Genomic DNA, 17,622 nt, shown 5'->3' with positions numbered 1-17,622 from the left:
TCACCAAAGCTTCATGGCGATGACACCGGGGCTACATAGCCTGACTTTGCACAACACGGCTGGATAAAGAAAGTCGATTCGCTGTAACCCCCAAGACGGGTGAGCAGCCCGCACGGAGATTCGCCATGACTCAGATCGCCCGCATCAGCGACACCGGCAACGAACGCCGCCTGCAAGCCGAACGTCTGATAGGCGCCGAGGCTTTGCAAGAGGCACAGGCCTTGCGTTTCAACGTGTTCAGCGGCGAGTTCAACGCCAAGCTCAAAGGCGCGGAGCTGGGTCTGGACATGGACGACTACGATGTTCACTGCACCCACATCGGCGTGCGCGACCTGAACACCGGGCGCCTGGTGGCGACCACCCGCCTGCTCGACCACACCGCCGCCAGCAGCCTGGGCAAGTTCTACAGCGAAGAAGAGTTCAGCCTGCACGGCCTGGTTCACTTGAAGGGCCCGATCCTGGAAATCGGTCGCACCTGCGTCGACCCGGCCTACCGCAACGGCGGCACCATCGCCGTACTCTGGGGCGAACTGGCGGAAGTCCTGAACCAGGGCGGCTACAGCTACCTGATGGGCTGCGCGAGCATTCCGATGCAGGACGGCGGAATCCAGGCCCACGCCATCATGCAGCGCCTGCGCGAACGTTACCTGTGCACCGAACACCTGCGGGCCGAACCGAAAAAACCGCTGCCGACCCTGGATATTCCCTCGAACGTGATCGCCGAAATGCCGCCGCTGCTCAAGGCCTACATGCGCCTGGGCGCGAAGATCTGCGGCGAGCCGTGCTGGGACGAAGATTTCCAGGTGGCCGATGTGTTCATCCTGCTCAAGCGCGACGAGCTTTGCCCGCGCTACGCCAAACACTTCAAGGCGGCTGTGTGATGCGTCGGTTGCGCGTGTATGCGCGAATCGCACGGGTGTTGCTGGTGGTCGGGCTCGGCCTGAGCATGGCCACCGTGTTTGGTATCTTCGAGCGGCTGGGGCTGAGCCATTCGATGGAGCGCCGCCAGCGCTGGTCGCGGTTTTTCATGGCGCGCCTGAGCAACGCCCTGCCCTTCGATGTGACGGTGCACGGTGAGTTGCCGAAAACGCCGATGCTCTGGGTCAGCAACCACATATCCTGGACCGACATCCCACTGCTGGGCATGCTCACGCCATTGTCGTTCCTGTCCAAGGCCGAAGTGCGCACCTGGCCGGTGGCGGGCTGGCTGGCAGCCAAGGCCGGCAGCCTGTTTATCCGTCGCGGTTCCGGCGACAGCCAGTTGATCCGCAAACAGATGACCCGCCATCTGCAACAGGAACATCCGCTGCTGATGTTCCCGGAGGGCACCACCACCGATGGTCGCTCGCTGCGCACTTTCCATGGTCGCTTGCTGTCAGCCGCCATCGACTCCGAAGTGGCGCTGCAACCAGTGGCGATTCGATATGTGCGCAACGGCGAGCCCGACACACTGGCGCCGTTCATTGGCGATGATGATCTGTTGTCGCACCTGATGCGCCTGTTTGGCAATGACCGCGGCGCGGTGGAGATTCATCTGCTCAAGCCGATCGCTTGCGAAGGACGTGAGCGTGCAGCACTGGCGTTCGACGCGCAGCAGGCGGTGCAGAAGGCGTTGTTTGGGGCGATTCCGCAAACCCAGCAAGCCCCGATGCGACCCGCTATCGCAGCCTGACGCAATACCCCCTGAAGAAATGCAAAACCTTGTGGGAGTGAGCCTGCTCGCGATGGCGGGCTAACATTCAACGACGATGTTGAATGACATGCCGCTATCGCGAGCAGGCTCGCTCCCACAGGGGGTCTATGTTGGTGGATGGTTTCGGGCAAAATCCTGCAACTGCGGATAGAACAACCGAAAATCCTCGCTCAACGGCTCATACAACACTCGCAATTCCTGCATCGCCGCCGCCAGTTCCTCCGGCCGGGTCAAGCGCCGGGAAATCCCCCGCAACACCTGCTCCAGCACTTCGAATTCCCGATAAGACCCCAACCAGTCATTGGCCACCATGTGCGGCGCGATTTTCGCCAGGCGTTCCGGCAGCTGGGATTGGGTGGACAGCACCCGGTACACGTCCGAAGTGAACAGCTCCAACGGCCGGTCCGCGTACAGCGTCCAGTCCCGTGCCAGGCAATGATCGAAAAACACGTCGAGCACGATCCCGGCATAGCGCCGGCGCGTCAGGGAAAACCTCGACAACGCAACATCCACCAACGGATGGCGATCGGTGAACACGTCGATGCTGCGATGCAGCTGGATGGCCGTTTCGATTTCCGGATCGAACTGCCCTTGCAGCCGTCCCTTGACGAAATCGCCATAGAGACTGCCGAGCAATTGACCGGGACGCTGGCCACCGAGGTGAAGATGTGCGAGATAGTTCATGGGCGCAGCTTAGCACCGCGCCCTTGTCCCTATACAATCCTCGTATCGTTATAACCCGATATACCGATTTGTTCGGCCATCAGATCGAAATCATATTGGTATATCGCGAAATACCGATTTAAAGTTCGCTTCATCGCGATATAGCGTTTTACTAATCACGAGCCCCCGACCATGAACCTTGACCTCGACGAAATAATAAAAGCCCTGGCGCACCCGGTACGGCGAGACATCCTGCACTGGCTCAAAGACCCGACCGTCGAATTCCCCGATCAGTCCCATAGCAACGAGCACGGCGTTTGCGCCGGGCAGATCGATCAACGTTGCGGCCTGTCGCAATCCACGGTGTCCGCACACCTGGCCACCCTGCAACGCGCCGGCCTGATCAGCAGCCGAAAAGTCGGCCAGTGGCACTTCTTCAAACGTAACGAGGAAACCATCCAGGAGTTCCTCCGCATCTTCAGCAAAGAGCTCTGACCCTTTACGTCAGCCAGCCGACAAGGAATCCACCCATGCCCCTCTCGCTACTCATATTGGCGTTAAGCGCCTTCGCCATCGGCACCACCGAGTTCGTCATCATGGGCTTGCTGCCCGATGTGGCGGCCGACCTCGGTGTGTCGATCCCCGGCGCCGGCTGGCTGGTGACCGGTTACGCCCTGGGCGTGGCCATTGGTGCGCCGTTCATGGCACTGGCCACCGCCCGGCTGCCGCGCAAGGCCGCCCTGGTGGCGTTGATGGGCATCTTCATTGTCGGCAACCTGCTCTGCGCGGTGGCCAGTGACTACAACGTGCTGATGTTTGCCCGTGTGGTGACGGCGCTGTGCCACGGTGCGTTCTTCGGCATCGGTTCGGTGGTGGCCGCAGGCCTGGTGCCCGCCAACAAACGCGCCTCGGCCGTGGCCCTGATGTTCACCGGCCTGACCCTGGCCAACGTCCTCGGCGTACCGCTGGGCACCGCGCTCGGTCAACAGGCCGGCTGGCGCTCGACCTTCTGGGCGGTGACCGTGATCGGCGTGATCGCTTTGATCGGCCTGGTTCGCTTCCTGCCGGCCAAGCGCGATGAAGAAAAACTCGACATGCGCGCCGAACTGCGTGCGCTCAAGGGTGCCGGTATCTGGCTGTCCCTGAGCATGACCGCGCTGTTCGCCGCCTCGGTGTTCACCCTGTTCACTTATGTAGCGCCACTGTTGGGCGAAGTCACCGGCGTCTCGCCCCGCGGCGTCACCTGGACCCTGATGCTCATCGGCCTGGGCCTGACCGTCGGCAACATCATCGGCGGCAAGCTGGCGGACAAGGGCCTGGCGGCAACGCTAATCGGCGTCTTCATCGCCATGGCCGTGGTCTCCACCGTATTGACCTGGACCAGCGTCGCGCTGATCCCCACCGAAATCACCCTGTTCCTCTGGGCCACCGCGTGTTTCGCCGCCGTGCCTGCCCTGCAGGTGAACGTGGTGACCTACGGCAAGGCCGCACCGAACCTGGTCTCAACCCTGAACATCGGCGCCTTCAACGTCGGCAATGCCCTGGGCGCCTGGGTCGGCGGCAGCGTCATCGCCCACGGTTTCGGCCTGACCAGCGTGCCCCTGGCGGCAGCGGCCCTGGCGGTACTCGCCCTGCTGGCGACCCTGATCACCTTCCGTCAGAGCGGCGACCCCGAACTGGCCCCTGTTACCAACTGATCTTCACAAGAGAGCTATTTCATGACGACTATTTTCGATCCGATCAAACTGGGCGACCTCGAACTGGCCAACCGCATCATCATGGCCCCGCTGACCCGCTGCCGCGCCGACGAAGGCCGCGTACCCAACGCGCTGATGGCCGAGTACTACGTACAACGCGCTTCGGCCGGCCTGATCCTCAGCGAAGCCACTTCGGTCACCCCGATGGGCGTCGGCTACCCGGACACCCCGGGCATCTGGTCCAACGACCAGGTGCGCGGCTGGACCAACGTCACCAAGGCGATCCACGGCGCGGGCGGCAAGATCTTCCTGCAGCTGTGGCACGTCGGCCGGGTGTCCCACGAGTCGTACCTGAACGGTGAAAAACCGGTCGCCCCGAGCGCCATCCAGCCGAAAGGCCACGTCAGCCTGGTGCGTCCGCTGGCCGATTACCCGACGCCCCGCGCGCTGGAAACCGCTGAAATCGCCGACATCGTCGATGCTTACCGCGTGGGTGCCGAAAACGCCAAGGCCGCCGGTTTCGATGGCGTGGAAATCCACGGAGCCAACGGCTACCTGCTCGACCAGTTCCTGCAAAGCAGCACCAACCAGCGCACCGACCAATACGGCGGCTCCCTGGAAAACCGTGCCCGCCTGTTGCTGGAAGTGACCGACGCCGCGATCGAAGTCTGGGGCGCCGGCCGCGTTGGTGTGCACCTGGCACCACGCGCCGACTCCCATGACATGGGTGACGACAACCTCGCCGAAACCTTCACCTACGTCGCTCGCGAACTGGGCAAACGTGGCATCGCCTTCATCTGCTCGCGCGAAAAAGAAGCCGACGACAGCCTCGGCCCACAGATCAAGGAAGCCTTCGGCGGCCCGTACATCATCAACGAACGCTTCACCAGGGACACTGCCAACGCCTGGCTGGCGAGCGGCAAGGCTGATGCGGTCGCCTTCGGTGTGCCGTTCATTGCCAACCCGGATCTGCCTGCACGGTTGAAGGCTGATGCGCCGCTGAACGAGGCGCGTCCGGAATTGTTCTACGGTAAAGGCCCGGTCGGCTACATCGACTACCCGACGTTGTAATCGTCAGCCGTTGAAATGCAAACGCCCTGGACTCTTATGAGCCGGGGCTTTTTTTGGGTTTTCACGTAATCCCAGAAACCCCAGAAACAAAAACGTCGATTTGTTTATGCCAGATGTTTATGTGCGTTTACCTAAGGTGTCGAATTATCGGATGACGCCTTAGGACCTTGTAGGCAAACTCCGAATTTCGCTTTTGGCACTTTGATGCCTTGTTGCGCTTTTCTTTGACGGGATAGTCTCCGGTTGTCACTGCCGATGTAGTGATCGGGTGTGGTAACCCGGAGAAACCAGCGCGACTGTGCCTTCAGCATGAACTAGGACGTTTTGAACGTCTGTGTTTTTGAGTTATGGCGGCTGTGCGTGGGACGCCTTCGGGCGTGCCGGTTTCCTTGGTTCCCGGTTTACCACCCTGCGTACAGCTGCCACCCTTTCGTGTGGTAACGAAAGCGGCAGCTCCTTGAACCCTGGAGCAATCTCATGACCAAAACAAACCCGCCCTCACCATCAGAACTAAAAACCGTCGGTTTCACACCCTTCCTGTATCTCTCGAATCAACCTCTGTTCCACGTCTGTCGAGACGTCCCCGTCGCCGACGCCCTGGCTCAAGCCTCCGACCTGCTGTTCCTCGCCAAGTCCTTGACCGTGGATGCCGCTTACGCCCGAGATTCCGACCACCACGCCTGGGCCGCGCATTACCTGACTGCGATGAGCAAAGCGGTGATCGATGATGTGGCGAAGGTGTTGGAGCGAGGGGTTGATCGCAAGAGTAGGCAGGCAACGCAACAGCGATAACTCATGCACATAATAAAGTGGCGTATTGCGGCTTTTCAGAATTGGATATCGCTTTTTAGCCTTGTTGGAGCAGCCTTCGGCAGCTCCTACAGGGGGACTGCGCCAACAATGAGGTCGAGTGTCAGCTCGCCTCGGCTGTTTTTGATTTTGATCCACCCGCCCCTTCGGGAGGCTGAGTGGAGGTGTCCATCCGGGGATTGGCGCGCAGCGCCGTTCGACGCAGTCGAACACATCGCATGTAGGTGCCAGCGAAGCCAACCGGAGGGCGATGCCCCCGGATGGATGCCGGAGCGAAGGAACGCCGAGCCTTAGCGAGGGGCCGGACGCCGGGGCGAGACCTTTGCTTCCTTTGGGGCGTTTGCCAAAGGGAGTCGGCCGTCAGGGCGAAACCATAAGTGGCCGTTACCGCAGCAATGGATATGTACACAGTCAACAAAACATAGGTCGGCTATCAGGCCGCCATCGCGGGCAAGCCTCGCTCCTACGCGGCCGACACAAAATCCCTACAAAATACTGAGCCTGCTACCTGTCAACCTGCCAAACAGGCGTATATAAAAGCACCCTTGCGCCACAACGCCCGTGAAGAACTGTTCATCTAAGGCTTCAGCGGTTGACACATGGGAAGCCGATTACGCATTTTGTTTCACTTACGCAAGCTGGGATTGAAACGCAGCATGTCCAGCGCGATATCGACCCAACGCTCGGCCTCGGTGTGCAGTTCAAAGCTGTCCGGGGCCAGCAACCATTGGTACAGCAAGCCGTCTATATAGGCATGAATGCTCACAGCCGCACGGACGGTGTCGAGATCTTCCGGCAACTGCCCACGATTGACGGCATTACGCAAGGTCAGGCCGATGCGCATGTTGCAGTCCAGGCTAGCGGTCCGACGTTGCTGACGCAGATCGCACATTTCATCGGTGAACTCGCACTTATGAAACAGAATCTCGTTGATGCGTCGGGTCTTGGGATCCAGAGCAACTTCATGAAACAAATGAATCAACAACCGGCGCATGCAGCCCAGCGGATCGGGCTCGTCTTCGCTTTCAGCGGCTTTGGCCAGTTCATCAAGGGGCTCATGCAAGCTGTCGAGCATGGCCTGCACCAGGTCCGCCTTGTTGCTGAAATGCCAGTAAATCGCCCCGCGGGTGACGCCGGCCAGGGTCGCGATGTCCGCCAGGGTCGTGCGCGCCACACCCCGCTCGAAAAAGGCTTTTTCGGCCGCTTCGAGTATCTGGCTGCGGGTTTCTTGAGCTTCCTCTTTGGTACGACGGACCATGGCAGTACAACCTCAATCAGGATGCTTCAGCGATGTCTGGATATCAGCTGAATAAAAGCGGGGCGAGTGCTCTCGGGTATCGTCCCCGGACCTACGATTCGGACCTTTCAACGGCGGTTGTAAGGGCTCGGGTTACATGACCCGGCTATTTACAAACAGCCATGAATGTAAGTATATTCCTTAGCATGCTACTTATCCACTCGGCCCTCACTTTTTAACCTTCAATCTTTTCTTGTGCGTTTTTTTCGCGCCTGACCCGAGGATTTTCATGCAATTCAAGCCAGCTGTTACCGCTCTGGTCGCCGCCGTCGCCCTGGCATCGCTGCTCAGCGGATGTAAAAAGGAAGAGGCCCCTGCGGCCCCACCACCGCCTCAGGTCGGCGTCGTCACCCTGCAGACGCAAACGTTTACGTTGACGTCCGAGCTGCCGGGCCGTACCAGTGCGTTCCGCATTGCTGAAGTGCGCCCACAGGTCAACGGCATCATTCTCAAGCGTCTGTTCAAGGAAGGCGGCGACGTCAAGGCCGGCCAGCAGCTGTATCAGATCGATCCGTCGGTTTATGACGCTACGCTCAAAAGCGCCGAAGCCAACCTGCGTTCGACCAAGTCGGTCTCCGACCGCTACAAGCAACTGGTCGACGAACAGGCCGTAAGCCGCCAGGAATACGACACCGCCGTGGCCAACCGCCTGCAATCGGAAGCCGCACTGCAAACCGCCCAGATCAACGTGCGCTACACCAAGGTGTATGCGCCGTTGACCGGCCGTATCGGTCGTTCGTCGGTCACCGAAGGCGCGCTGGTCAGCAACGGCCAGACCGAAGCGATGGCGGTGATCCAGCAACTGGATCCGATCTACGTCGACGTCACCCAGTCCTCGGTCGAGCTGCTGGCGCTGCGCCGCGAACTGGAAAGCGGCCGCCTGCAAAAGGCCGGCGACAACGCCGCGAAAGTCAAACTGACCCTCGAGGATGGTAGCCAGTACAAACTGGACGGCAAGCTGGAGTTCTCCGAGGTCTCGGTTGACCAGACCACCGGCTCCGTCACCCTGCGCGCCGTGTTCCCGAACCCTGATCACACGCTTCTGCCGGGCATGTTCGTACACGCCCAGTTGCAGGCAGGCGTGAACAGCGCCGCGATCCTGGCGCCGCAGCAAGGTGTCACCCGCGACCTCAAAGGCACGCCGACCGCGCTGGTCGTGGGTCCCGACAACAAGGTCGAACTGCGTCAGCTCAAGGCCAACCGTACCGTCGGCAACCAATGGCTGATCGAGGACGGCCTGAAGGCCGGCGATCGCCTGATCACCGAAGGCCTGCAATTCGTCAAGCCTGGCATCGAAGTCAAGCCCACTGACGCGACCAACGTCGGCGCAAAAAACCCGGCCCCCGCCAAGCCCGCTGAGCAGGCTTCCAGCGGCCAAGGGGAGTAATTCATGTCCAGATTCTTCATCGACCGTCCGATTTTCGCCTGGGTAATCGCCCTGGTGATCATGCTGGTCGGGGCTCTATCGATCCTCAAACTGCCGATCAACCAGTACCCGAGCATTGCGCCGCCGGCCATCGCCATCTCCGTGACCTACCCGGGCGCTTCGGCGCAAACCGTGCAGGACACCGTGGTCCAGGTGATCGAGCAACAGCTCAACGGTATCGACAACTTGCGTTATGTGTCTTCGGAAAGTAACTCCGACGGCACCATGACCATTACCGCGACCTTCGAGCAAGGTACCAACTCCGATACCGCGCAGGTCCAGGTCCAGAACAAGCTGAACCTGGCCACCCCGCTGTTGCCGCAAGAAGTGCAGCAGCAGGGTATCCGCGTGACCAAGGCGGTGAAGAACTTCCTGCTGGTCATCGGCGTGGTTTCCCGTGACGGCAGCATGACCAAGGACGACCTGTCCAACTACATCGTGTCCAACATGCAGGACCCGATCTCGCGGACCGCCGGTGTCGGCGACTTCCAGGTGTTCGGTTCCCAGTACGCCATGCGCATCTGGCTCGATCCGGCCAAGTTGAACAACTTCAACCTGACCCCGATCGATGTCAAAACCGCCATTGCCGCACAGAACGTCCAGGTGTCGTCCGGCCAGCTCGGCGGCCTGCCCGCCCTGCCCGGCACGCAGCTGAACGCGACGATCATCGGCAAGACCCGCCTGCAGACCGCTGAGCAATTCGAAAAGATCCTGCTCAAGGTCAACAAGGACGGCTCCCAGGTTCGCCTGAAAGATGTCGCCAGCGTCGGCCTGGGCGGTGAAAACTACAGCATCAACGCCCAGTTCAACGGTGCCCCGGCGTCCGGCCTGGCCGTGAAACTGGCCACCGGCGCCAACGCCCTGGATACCGCCAAGGCCCTGCGCACGACCATCGACAACCTCAAGCCATTCTTCCCTGAAGGGATGGAAGTGGTGTTCCCGTACGACACCACGCCGGTGGTGACCGAATCGATCAAGGGCGTGGTTCACACCCTGGTCGAAGCGGTCGGGCTGGTGTTCCTGGTGATGTTCCTGTTCCTGCAAAACTTCCGCGCCACCATCATCACCACGATGACGGTGCCGGTGGTATTGCTCGGTACATTCGGCATCCTCGCGGCAGCCGGGTTCAGCATCAACACCCTGACCATGTTCGGTATGGTGCTGGCCATCGGCTTGCTGGTGGACGACGCCATCGTCGTGGTGGAAAACGTCGAACGGGTGATGAGCGAAGAAGGCCTGTCACCGAAAGAAGCCACCAAGAAGTCCATGGGCCAGATCCAGGGCGCACTGGTGGGTATCGCCCTGGTGCTGTCGGCGGTACTGCTGCCAATGGCGTTCTTCAGCGGCTCCACCGGTGTGATCTACAAACAGTTCTCGATCACCATCGTCTCGGCCATGGCCCTGTCGGTACTGGTTGCCCTGATCTTCACGCCGGCGCTCTGCGCCACCATGCTCAAGGCGATTCCGAAGGGCGAGCACCACACCCCGAAACGCGGCTTCTTCGGCTGGTTCAACCGCAACTTCGACCGCGGCGTGAAAAGCTACGAGCGTGGTGTGGGCAGCATGCTCACGCACAAGGCGCCGTACTTGCTGGCCTATATCATCATCGTCGTTGGCATGATCTGGCTGTTCACCCGCATTCCAACCGCGTTCCTGCCGGAAGAAGACCAGGGCGTACTGTTCGCCCAAGTACAGACCCCCGCCGGTTCGACGGCCCAGCGCACCCAGGTGGTCGTGGACGAAATGCGTGAATTCCTGCTGCGTCCGGGCAAGGATGGCGGTGAAGGCGATGCGGTGAACTCGGTGTTTACCGTGACCGGCTTCAACTTCGCCGGCCGCGGCCAGAGCTCGGGCATGGCGTTCATCATGCTGCGCCCGTGGGAAGATCGTAACGCCGACAACAGCGTGTTCAAGGTCGCCGCCCGCGCCCAGCAACACTTCTTCACCTTCCGCGACGCCATGGTGTTTGCCTTCGCGCCACCGGCGGTACTGGAATTGGGTAACGCCACCGGTTTCGACGTGTTCCTGCAGGACCGCGCCGGCATCGGTCACGACAAGCTGATGGAAGCCCGCAACCAGTTCCTCGGCATGGCGGCGCAAAGCAAGATCCTGACGCAAGTGCGTCCGAACGGCTTGAACGATGAGCCGCAATACCAGCTGGAAATCGATGACGAGAAGGCCAGTGCCCTGGGCATTACCATCGCCGACATCAACAACACCCTGTCGATCGCCCTGGGCAGTAGCTACGTCAACGACTTCATCGACCGCGGTCGGGTGAAGAAGGTTTACGTGCAAGGCCAGCCCGGTGCACGCATGAGTCCGGAAGACCTGCAGAAGTGGTACGTGCGCAACAGCGTCGGCACCATGGTGCCGTTCTCGGCGTTCGCCAAGGGTGAGTGGATTTACGGATCGCCGAAACTGGCCCGTTACAACGGCGTGGAAGCGGTGGAAGTCCTCGGCGCCCCGGCACCGGGTTACTCCACCGGTGAAGCGATGGCCGAAGTCGAAGCCATCGCCAAGAAACTGCCGGCCGGTGTCGGTATTTCCTGGACCGGCCTGTCCTACGAGGAACGTCTGTCGGGTTCGCAAGCACCCGCGCTGTACGCCCTGTCGTTGCTGATGGTGTTCCTGTGCCTGGCGGCGCTGTATGAGAGCTGGTCGATTCCGATCGCGGTGATGCTGGTGGTGCCGCTGGGGATCATCGGTGCGCTGATGGCCACCAGCCTGCGCGGCCTGTCCAACGACGTGTACTTCCAAGTGGGCTTGTTGACGACCATCGGCCTGGCGGCGAAAAACGCCATCCTGATTGTCGAATTTGCCAAGGAGCTGCACGAACAAGGGCGCAGCCTGCGCGACGCGGCCATCGAAGCCTGCCGCATGCGTCTGCGACCGATCATCATGACCTCGCTCGCGTTCGTGCTCGGCGTGGTACCCCTGGCGATCTCCACGGGCGCAGGTTCCGGTAGCCAGCATGCAATCGGTACCGGTGTGATTGGCGGTATGATCACGGCAACCGTGTTGGCGATCTTCTGGGTCCCACTGTTCTTCGTCACTGTGTCGGCCCTGGGTCAGCGTAAAAACGTCGACCAGCAAGACGCTATTGAACCTTCTAAAGAGGCTGGCTAATGAGCAAGTCGCTACTCTCCCTGGCAGTCGCCGCCTTCGTGCTCAGTGGCTGCTCGCTGATACCTGACTATCAGCGACCGGACGCTCCGGTGGCCGATCAATACCCGCAGGGCCTGGCGTACTCGCCGGCCCAGGCACCGGCGCAGGCCGCTGCCGAGCAGGGCTGGAAGCAGTTTTTCCATGACCCGGCACTGCAGCAGCTGATCCAGCTGTCCCTGGAAAACAACCGTGACCTGCGTGTCGCGGCCTTGAACATCGATGCCTTTGCGGCTCAATACCGCATCTCGCGCGCCGATCTGTTCCCGGCCGTGTCGGCCAACGGTACCGGCAGCCGTCAGCGCTTGCCGGCTGACGCTTCGCAATCCGGCGAGGCAGGCATCACCAGTTCCTATTCGGCCACGGTTGGCATCAGTGCCTATGAACTGGATATGTTCGGCCGGATTCGCAGCCTGAACGAAGAAGCCCTGCAGAAGTACTTCGCCACCGAAGAAGGTCGGCGCAGCACCCAGATCAGCCTGGTGGCCAGCGTGGCCAATGCCTACCTGACCTGGCAGGCCGACAAGGAACTGTACAAGCTGACCCAGGACACCCTGGCCGCGTTCGAGGAGAGCTACAAGCTCACCGCCCGCAGCAACGAAGTGGGGGTCGCTTCGGCCCTGGACCTGGCGCAGTCGCGCACCTCGGTGGAAAACGCCCGTGCGCAACTGGCCAAGTACACCCGTCAGGTCGCCCAGGATGAAAACAGCCTGGTGCTGCTGCTCGGCACCGGCATCCCGACCAACCTGCAAGCGGCCAAACCGCTGAACGACGACCTGCTGGCCGAAGTACCGCCTGGCCTGCCGTCGGACTTGCTGCAGCGTCGTCCGGACATCCTGCAAGCCGAGTACAACCTCAAGGCCGCCAACGCCAACATTGGCGCGGCGCGGGCAGCGTTCTTCCCGAGCATCAGCCTGACGGCCAACGCCGGGACCCTGAGCCCGGACCTGTCCGGCCTGTTCAAGGGTGGTTCGGGCACCTGGCTGTTCCAGCCGCAGATCAACCTGCCGATCTTTAACGCCGGCAGCCTGCGCGCCAGCCTGGATTACTCGAAAATCCAGAAAGACATTGGCGTGGCGAACTACGAGAAGTCCATCCAGACGGCCTTCCAGGAAGTCGCCGACGGCCTGGCCGCGCGCCAGACCTACGTGCAGCAGTTGCAGGCACAGCAGGATTTCGTCAATGCCAACCAGGACTACTACCGCCTGGCCGAGCGTCGCTACCGCATCGGTGTCGACAGCAACCTGACCTTCCTCGATGCCCAGCGCCAGCTGTTCAGTGCCCAACAGGCATTGATCACCGACCGCCTGGCGCAGTTGGTCAGCCAGGTCAACCTGTACAAAGCCCTGGGCGGTGGCTGGAATGAACAGACGGCGAAGAACGAGCCGTTGAAAGAAGAAGCGCCGAAGATGAAGTATTTCTGATAGCGCGGTGAAAACACGAAGCCCACCTTTTGGTGGGCTTTTTATTGGGTGCGGGAAAGTTGTGGTGCCTGTGATGGCCCCATCGCGAGCAGGCTCGCTCCCACAGTTGACCCAGTTCCTTCAGAAAAAATGCGGTCCATTGTGGGAGCGAGCCTGCTCGCGATGAGGCCCGCATAACCACCACAAATTCAAAACCAATCTCAGTTCGATAATCGCCCAAAAACTGTTTTCTACGATTGAACCATCTAGTACATTCACATCACCATTCGACCAACAAAACCAATAACAACAGGTCCGATGCCATGCCCCCGCGCCCTGCCCTCTCCGGCTGATCCGCCCCGTTTGTCCTGATTTCAAATGCACGTCTGCAACCCCGGGTTGCGGCATCACCCTGTTTCATCCCCAAGAATTAGAGAGACCCGAGCCCATGACGCCTTCTTCCGCTCAGTATTTCGTTCCCAGCCTGATCGCCATAGCCCTGGCGAGCGCAGCCCTGCCCGCCCAGGCCGAGGAGTCGGGTTTTGTCGAAGGGGCCAAGGTCAACCTGAACCTGCGCAACTTCTACATCAACCGCAATTTCACCAACCCGACCAAGGCCCAGGGCAAGGCCGAAGAGTGGACGCAAAGCTTCATTCTCGATGCCAAGTCCGGGTTTACCCAAGGCACCGTCGGTTTCGGCATGGACGTGCTGGGGCTGTACTCGGTGAAACTCGATGGCGGCAAAGGCACGGGCGGTACCCAGTTGCTGCCGCTGGACAGTGACGGCCGCCCGGCCGACAACTTCGGCCGCACCAACGTGGCGTTCAAGGCCAAGCTGTCGCAGACCGAAGCGAAGGTTGGCGAATGGATGCCGGTACTGCCGATCCTGCGTTCGGATGACGGTCGCTCCCTGCCGCAGACCTTCCGTGGCGGACAGCTCACTTCCAAGGAAATCGACGGCCTGACGCTGTACGGCGGCCAGTTCCGCCAGAACAGCCCGCGCGACGACAGCAGCATGGGCGACATGTCGATGACCGGCAAAGCCGGGTTCACCTCCGACCGTTTCAACTTCCAGGGCGGCGAATACCTGTTCAACGACAAACGCACCCAGATCGGGGTGTGGAACGCCGAACTCAAGGACATCTACAGCCAGCAATTCATCAACCTGACCCACAGCCAACCCATCGGCGCCTGGACCCTGGGTGCCAACCTCGGTTACTTCTACGGCAAGGATGACGGCAGCGCCCGGGCCGGCGAGCTGGACAACAAAACCATGTACGGCCTGTTCTCGGCCAAGTACGGCGGCAACACCTTCTACGTCGGCCTGCAGAAACTCACCGGCGACAGCCCGTGGATGCGGGTCAACGGCACCAGCGGCGGCACCCTGGCCAACGACAGCTACAACTCCAGCTACGACAACGCCCGGGAAAAATCCTGGCAAGTGCGCCACGACTACAACTTCGCTGCCCTTGGCGTGCCGGGGCTGACCCTGATGAACCGTTATATCAGCGGCGACAACGTGCACACCGGCACGATCACCGATGGCAAGGAATGGGGTCGTGAAAGTGAATTGGGCTACACCGTGCAGAGCGGTGCGCTGAAAGACCTGAACGTGAAATGGCGCAACTCGACGATCCGCCGCGATTACAGCAACAACGAGTTCGATGAGAACCGCGTGATCATCAGCTATCCGATCAGCCTGTTGTAAACCTCAAGTACGCCTTCGCGGGCAAGCCTCGCTCCTACAAGGATTGCGCAATACCTGTAGGAGCGAGGCTTGCCCGCGATGGCGTCAGTTCAGGCAACAAAAATCGCCGGGATCACTCCCGCGATTCAACCCCCAACTCATCCCACACCGACTCCGCCAGGTGGAACGTCGCGTTGGCTGCCGGAATCCCGCAGTAGATCGCGCTCTGCATGATCACTTCCTTGATCTCGCTGCGGCTCACGCCGTTGTTGGCGGCGGCGCGCAGGTGCAGTTTGAGTTCACCCTCGCGGTTCATGCCGATCAGCATGGCGATGGTGATCAGGCTGCGGGTGTGGCGCGGCAGGCCCGGGCGGGTCCAGATATCACCCCAGGCGTGGCGGGTGATCATTTCCTGGAACTCCGAGTTGAACTCGGTCAGGGTGGTCAGGCTGCGGTCGACATGGGCGTCGCCCAGAACGGCGCGACGGACCTTCATGCCTTCGTCGTAACGTTGTTTCTCGTCCACGGAATTCCCCTCAACGAGCCGTCAGAAAGGCCAGTACGCGGTCGCTGAAATCAGCGCCGGCCTGGACGTTGGACAAGTGCGCAGCATAGAGCTCGGCGTACTCGGCGCCCGGCACGTGCTCCTGGATGAAGTGCCCGCCGGACGGCGGCGTGACCGCGTCCTGGGTGCCGGCGATCACCAGCAGAGGCGCCTTGATCGAGGACAACTGATCGCGAAAATCGGCATCGCGCACCGCCGCACAGTTGGCCGCATAGCCTTCAGGCGATGTGGCCGCCAGCATGTCGGTAATCTGCTTGGCCGCCGCCGGGTTGGCTTCGGAGAAGTCCGGGGTGAACCAGCGTGCAATCGATGCATCGCGCAAGGCGACCATGGCCGCCTGACCGTCTCGCAGCACGGTTTCGATACGCGGGTTCCAGATCGACGGATCGCCGATTTTCGCCGCCGTGTTGCACACGATCAGCTTATTCAGACGTTCGCCGGCGTTGATGCCCAGCCATTGCCCGATCAGCCCGCCCATGGACAGGCCACAGAAATGTGCGCGTTCGATGTGCAATGCATCCATCAGTGCCAAGACGTCACGGCCCAGTTGTTCGATGCTGTAAGGGCCCGGTGTCACCAACGATTGGCCGTGGCCGCGGGTGTCGAAACGCAGCACACGGAAGTGCTCCGTGAACGCCGGAATCTGCGCGTCCCACATGTGCAGGTCAGTGCCCAGCGAGTTGGACAGCACCAGCACCGGCGCATCGACCGGCCCATCGAGTTTGTAATGCAGTTCGCCATCGGCGAGTTGAACGAAAGCCACAGCAGTCTCCTTCAGGCAGTCAATGCAGAATGTTCAGCCACCGCTCGCTCGACCCAGGTACGGGCCTGACCGAGATAATGGGCGGGGTCCAGCAGATGATCGAGTTCAGTGGCCGACAGCTCGGCGGTCACTTGCGGTTCGTCGCCGAGTACCGCGCGCAAATGGCGTCGCTCGGCGACGGCGCGTTTGCAGCATTGCTCCAACAGGTGATGCGCGGTGTCGCGGCCAACCCGTTGTGCGAGGACGATGCTCACCGCTTCGGCGAGCACCAGGCCCTGGGTCAAATCGAGGTTGCGCGCCATGCGTTCGGCGTCCACTTCCAGCCCGCCCGTGACCAACAGCGCTTGCTTGAGACTGCCGGATACCAGGCAGCAAATCTCCGGCAGGGTTTCCCACTCGGCGTGCCACAGTCCCAGGCTGCGCTCGTGCTCCTGCGGCATGGCACTGAACAGTGTCGACAGCAGGCCAGGCACGCGAGTCGCCGCGCCAATCAGCACCGCCGCGCCAACTGGATTGCGTTTATGTGGCATGGTCGAAGAGCCGCCCTTGCCCGGCGCCGAAGGTTCGAACACCTCGGCGGCTTCGGTCTGCATCAACAAGCTGATATCGCGACCGAGTTTGCCAAGACTGCCGGCGATCAAGCCGAGTACCGAGCCGAACTCCACCAGGCGATCGCGCTGGGTGTGCCAGGGCTGGTCGGGCAAGCTCAGTTGCAGTTCCTCGGCCAACGCCTGGGCAATCGGCAGCGCCTGCTCACCGAGGGCCGCGAGGGTTCCGGATGCACCACCGAATTGCAGCACCAACAGGCGCGGCTTGAGTTCTTGCAGGCGTTGACGGCTGCGAGTGACGGCGCCCAGCCAACCGGCGATCTTCATGCCGAGGGTGACCGGCGTCGCGTGCTGCAGCCAGGTGCGTCCCGCCAATGGCGTGGCCGCATACCGTTGGGCCTGGCTGGCGAGGGTGTCGCCCAGTTGCGCCAGATCACTGTCGATCAATTCCAGCGCCCGGCGCAATTGCAGCACCAGGCCGCTGTCCATCACGTCCTGACTGGTGGCGCCCAGGTGCACGTAGCGCTCAGCTTGCGCATCGCTCGCGGCGATCTGCTTGCCCAACGCCTTGACCAATGGGATCGCCGAGTTACCCGCCGTGGCAATCGCCTCGCCGAGGGCGGCAAAATCGTAATGCCCGGCCTGGCACGCCGCTTCAATCGGCGCTACCGCGGCATGCGGAATCACACCGACCCGCGCTTCGGCCCGGGCCAGCGCCGCTTCGAAATCGAGCATGGCCTGGACCCGGCCCTGATCGCAGAACACTTCGCGCATATCGCGGGCAGTGAAATAGGCATCGAACAATTGATTGCCCGGTCGCTCGTTCATAAACAGTCC

General features: G+C 61.3%; 15 protein-coding genes. 10 read left to right on the top strand and 5 right to left on the bottom strand.

Annotation, left to right across the window (positions count from 1 at the left end):
• Positions 1–125 precede the first annotated feature (125 nt).
• Together olsB and OH720_RS06565 are read left to right on the top strand one after the other, a co-directional pair.
• Positions 126–881 carry an L-ornithine N(alpha)-acyltransferase gene (gene olsB / locus OH720_RS06570; protein WP_272604965.1) on the top strand — a complete coding sequence of 252 codons (756 nt, stop codon included), beginning with the start codon at positions 126–128 and terminating at the stop codon, positions 879–881.
• A complete protein-coding gene (locus tag OH720_RS06565) occupies positions 881–1,672 on the top strand; it encodes a lysophospholipid acyltransferase family protein (RefSeq protein ID WP_272604964.1) in 792 nt (263 codons plus the stop codon). Before olsB ends, OH720_RS06565 begins: the two co-directional genes overlap by 1 nt.
• Before the next feature lie 126 nt (positions 1,673–1,798).
• Here OH720_RS06565 and OH720_RS06560 read toward each other — a convergent pair whose 3' ends face one another.
• Positions 1,799–2,377 carry an acyl carrier protein phosphodiesterase gene (locus tag OH720_RS06560; RefSeq protein WP_272604963.1) on the bottom strand — a complete coding sequence of 193 codons (579 nt, stop codon included), beginning with the start codon at positions 2,375–2,377 and terminating at the stop codon, positions 1,799–1,801.
• Between the two features lie 171 nt (positions 2,378–2,548).
• Between OH720_RS06560 and OH720_RS06555 the strand changes: the two genes are divergently transcribed.
• The 4 genes from OH720_RS06555 to OH720_RS06540 all read left to right on the top strand — a co-directional run bounded on the left by OH720_RS06555 (position 2,549) and on the right by OH720_RS06540 (position 5,916).
• Positions 2,549–2,851 (top strand): ArsR/SmtB family transcription factor, encoded by a 303-nt coding sequence (locus tag OH720_RS06555; protein WP_175392598.1) that lies wholly within the window; start codon positions 2,549–2,551, stop codon positions 2,849–2,851.
• A 35-nt stretch (positions 2,852–2,886) separates the two neighbouring features.
• Positions 2,887–4,053: an MFS transporter gene (locus tag OH720_RS06550; protein ID WP_272604962.1), complete on the top strand. Its 1,167-nt coding sequence runs from the start codon at positions 2,887–2,889 to the stop codon at positions 4,051–4,053.
• A gap of 21 nt (positions 4,054–4,074) precedes the next feature.
• Entirely contained in the window at positions 4,075–5,124 is a 1,050-nt protein-coding gene (locus OH720_RS06545; protein ID WP_272604961.1) for an alkene reductase, read from the top strand.
• A 477-nt stretch (positions 5,125–5,601) separates the two neighbouring features.
• Positions 5,602–5,916, top strand: coding sequence for a DUF3077 domain-containing protein (locus OH720_RS06540; RefSeq protein ID WP_272604960.1), 315 nt, complete (start codon positions 5,602–5,604; stop codon positions 5,914–5,916).
• Positions 5,917–6,559: 643 nt separating this feature from the next.
• On the opposite strand, the gene emhR is transcribed toward OH720_RS06540, so the two are convergent.
• Positions 6,560–7,192: an efflux system transcriptional repressor EmhR gene (gene emhR / locus OH720_RS06535; protein ID WP_272604959.1), complete on the bottom strand. Its 633-nt coding sequence runs from the start codon at positions 7,190–7,192 to the stop codon at positions 6,560–6,562.
• A 268-nt stretch (positions 7,193–7,460) separates the two neighbouring features.
• Here emhR and OH720_RS06530 point away from each other — a divergent pair, with 268 nt between their 5' ends.
• The 4 genes from OH720_RS06530 to OH720_RS06515 all read left to right on the top strand — a co-directional run bounded on the left by OH720_RS06530 (position 7,461) and on the right by OH720_RS06515 (position 14,930).
• Positions 7,461–8,618 (top strand): efflux RND transporter periplasmic adaptor subunit, encoded by a 1,158-nt coding sequence (locus OH720_RS06530; protein ID WP_272604958.1) that lies wholly within the window; start codon positions 7,461–7,463, stop codon positions 8,616–8,618.
• 3 nt (positions 8,619–8,621) lie between these two features.
• Positions 8,622–11,783 (top strand): efflux RND transporter permease subunit EmhB, encoded by a 3,162-nt coding sequence (gene emhB / locus OH720_RS06525; protein ID WP_272604957.1) that lies wholly within the window; start codon positions 8,622–8,624, stop codon positions 11,781–11,783.
• Positions 11,783–13,243, top strand: coding sequence for an efflux RND transporter outer membrane subunit EmhC (gene emhC / locus OH720_RS06520; protein WP_272604956.1), 1,461 nt, complete (start codon positions 11,783–11,785; stop codon positions 13,241–13,243). The genes emhB and emhC overlap by 1 nt, the downstream gene beginning before the upstream one ends.
• 427 nt (positions 13,244–13,670) lie before the next feature.
• Positions 13,671–14,930: an OprD family porin gene (locus tag OH720_RS06515; RefSeq protein ID WP_272604955.1), complete on the top strand. Its 1,260-nt coding sequence runs from the start codon at positions 13,671–13,673 to the stop codon at positions 14,928–14,930.
• 112 nt (positions 14,931–15,042) lie between these two features.
• Here OH720_RS06515 and pcaC read toward each other — a convergent pair whose 3' ends face one another.
• From pcaC to OH720_RS06500, 3 genes are read right to left on the bottom strand one after another with little or no spacing between them, the layout of a single operon-like run.
• Entirely contained in the window at positions 15,043–15,435 is a 393-nt protein-coding gene (gene pcaC, locus OH720_RS06510; RefSeq protein ID WP_020798348.1) for a 4-carboxymuconolactone decarboxylase, read from the bottom strand.
• A gap of 10 nt (positions 15,436–15,445) precedes the next feature.
• Complete coding sequence (gene pcaD, locus OH720_RS06505; protein ID WP_272604954.1) at positions 15,446–16,237, bottom strand: 3-oxoadipate enol-lactonase; 792 nt, start codon at positions 16,235–16,237, stop codon at positions 15,446–15,448.
• An 11-nt stretch (positions 16,238–16,248) separates the two neighbouring features.
• Positions 16,249–17,613 carry a 3-carboxy-cis,cis-muconate cycloisomerase gene (locus OH720_RS06500; protein WP_272604953.1) on the bottom strand — a complete coding sequence of 455 codons (1,365 nt, stop codon included), beginning with the start codon at positions 17,611–17,613 and terminating at the stop codon, positions 16,249–16,251.
• Positions 17,614–17,622 lie beyond the last annotated feature (9 nt).

Origin of the sequence: Pseudomonas sp. WJP1 (assembly GCF_028471945.1) — a bacterium.
Taxonomy (GTDB): domain Bacteria; phylum Pseudomonadota; class Gammaproteobacteria; order Pseudomonadales; family Pseudomonadaceae; genus Aquipseudomonas.
Note: the sequence above shows the minus strand (reverse complement) of the source record. Positions and strands in the feature narration are given on the sequence as shown.

Coding starts and splice junctions, on each gene's coding strand:
- OH720_RS06545 (WP_272604961.1), top strand. CDS start 4,075: ATGACGACTATTTTCGATCCGATCAAACTGGGCGACCTCGAACTGGCC.
- emhC (WP_272604956.1), top strand. CDS start 11,783: ATGAGCAAGTCGCTACTCTCCCTGGCAGTCGCCGCCTTCGTGCTCAGT.
- emhB (WP_272604957.1), top strand. CDS start 8,622: ATGTCCAGATTCTTCATCGACCGTCCGATTTTCGCCTGGGTAATCGCC.
- OH720_RS06540 (WP_272604960.1), top strand. CDS start 5,602: ATGACCAAAACAAACCCGCCCTCACCATCAGAACTAAAAACCGTCGGT.
- OH720_RS06555 (WP_175392598.1), top strand. CDS start 2,549: ATGAACCTTGACCTCGACGAAATAATAAAAGCCCTGGCGCACCCGGTA.
- olsB (WP_272604965.1), top strand. CDS start 126: ATGACTCAGATCGCCCGCATCAGCGACACCGGCAACGAACGCCGCCTG.
- OH720_RS06515 (WP_272604955.1), top strand. CDS start 13,671: ATGACGCCTTCTTCCGCTCAGTATTTCGTTCCCAGCCTGATCGCCATA.
- OH720_RS06500 (WP_272604953.1), bottom strand. CDS start 17,613: ATGAACGAGCGACCGGGCAATCAATTGTTCGATGCCTATTTCACTGCC.
- OH720_RS06530 (WP_272604958.1), top strand. CDS start 7,461: ATGCAATTCAAGCCAGCTGTTACCGCTCTGGTCGCCGCCGTCGCCCTG.
- OH720_RS06560 (WP_272604963.1), bottom strand. CDS start 2,377: ATGAACTATCTCGCACATCTTCACCTCGGTGGCCAGCGTCCCGGTCAA.
- emhR (WP_272604959.1), bottom strand. CDS start 7,192: ATGGTCCGTCGTACCAAAGAGGAAGCTCAAGAAACCCGCAGCCAGATA.
- OH720_RS06550 (WP_272604962.1), top strand. CDS start 2,887: ATGCCCCTCTCGCTACTCATATTGGCGTTAAGCGCCTTCGCCATCGGC.
- OH720_RS06565 (WP_272604964.1), top strand. CDS start 881: ATGCGTCGGTTGCGCGTGTATGCGCGAATCGCACGGGTGTTGCTGGTG.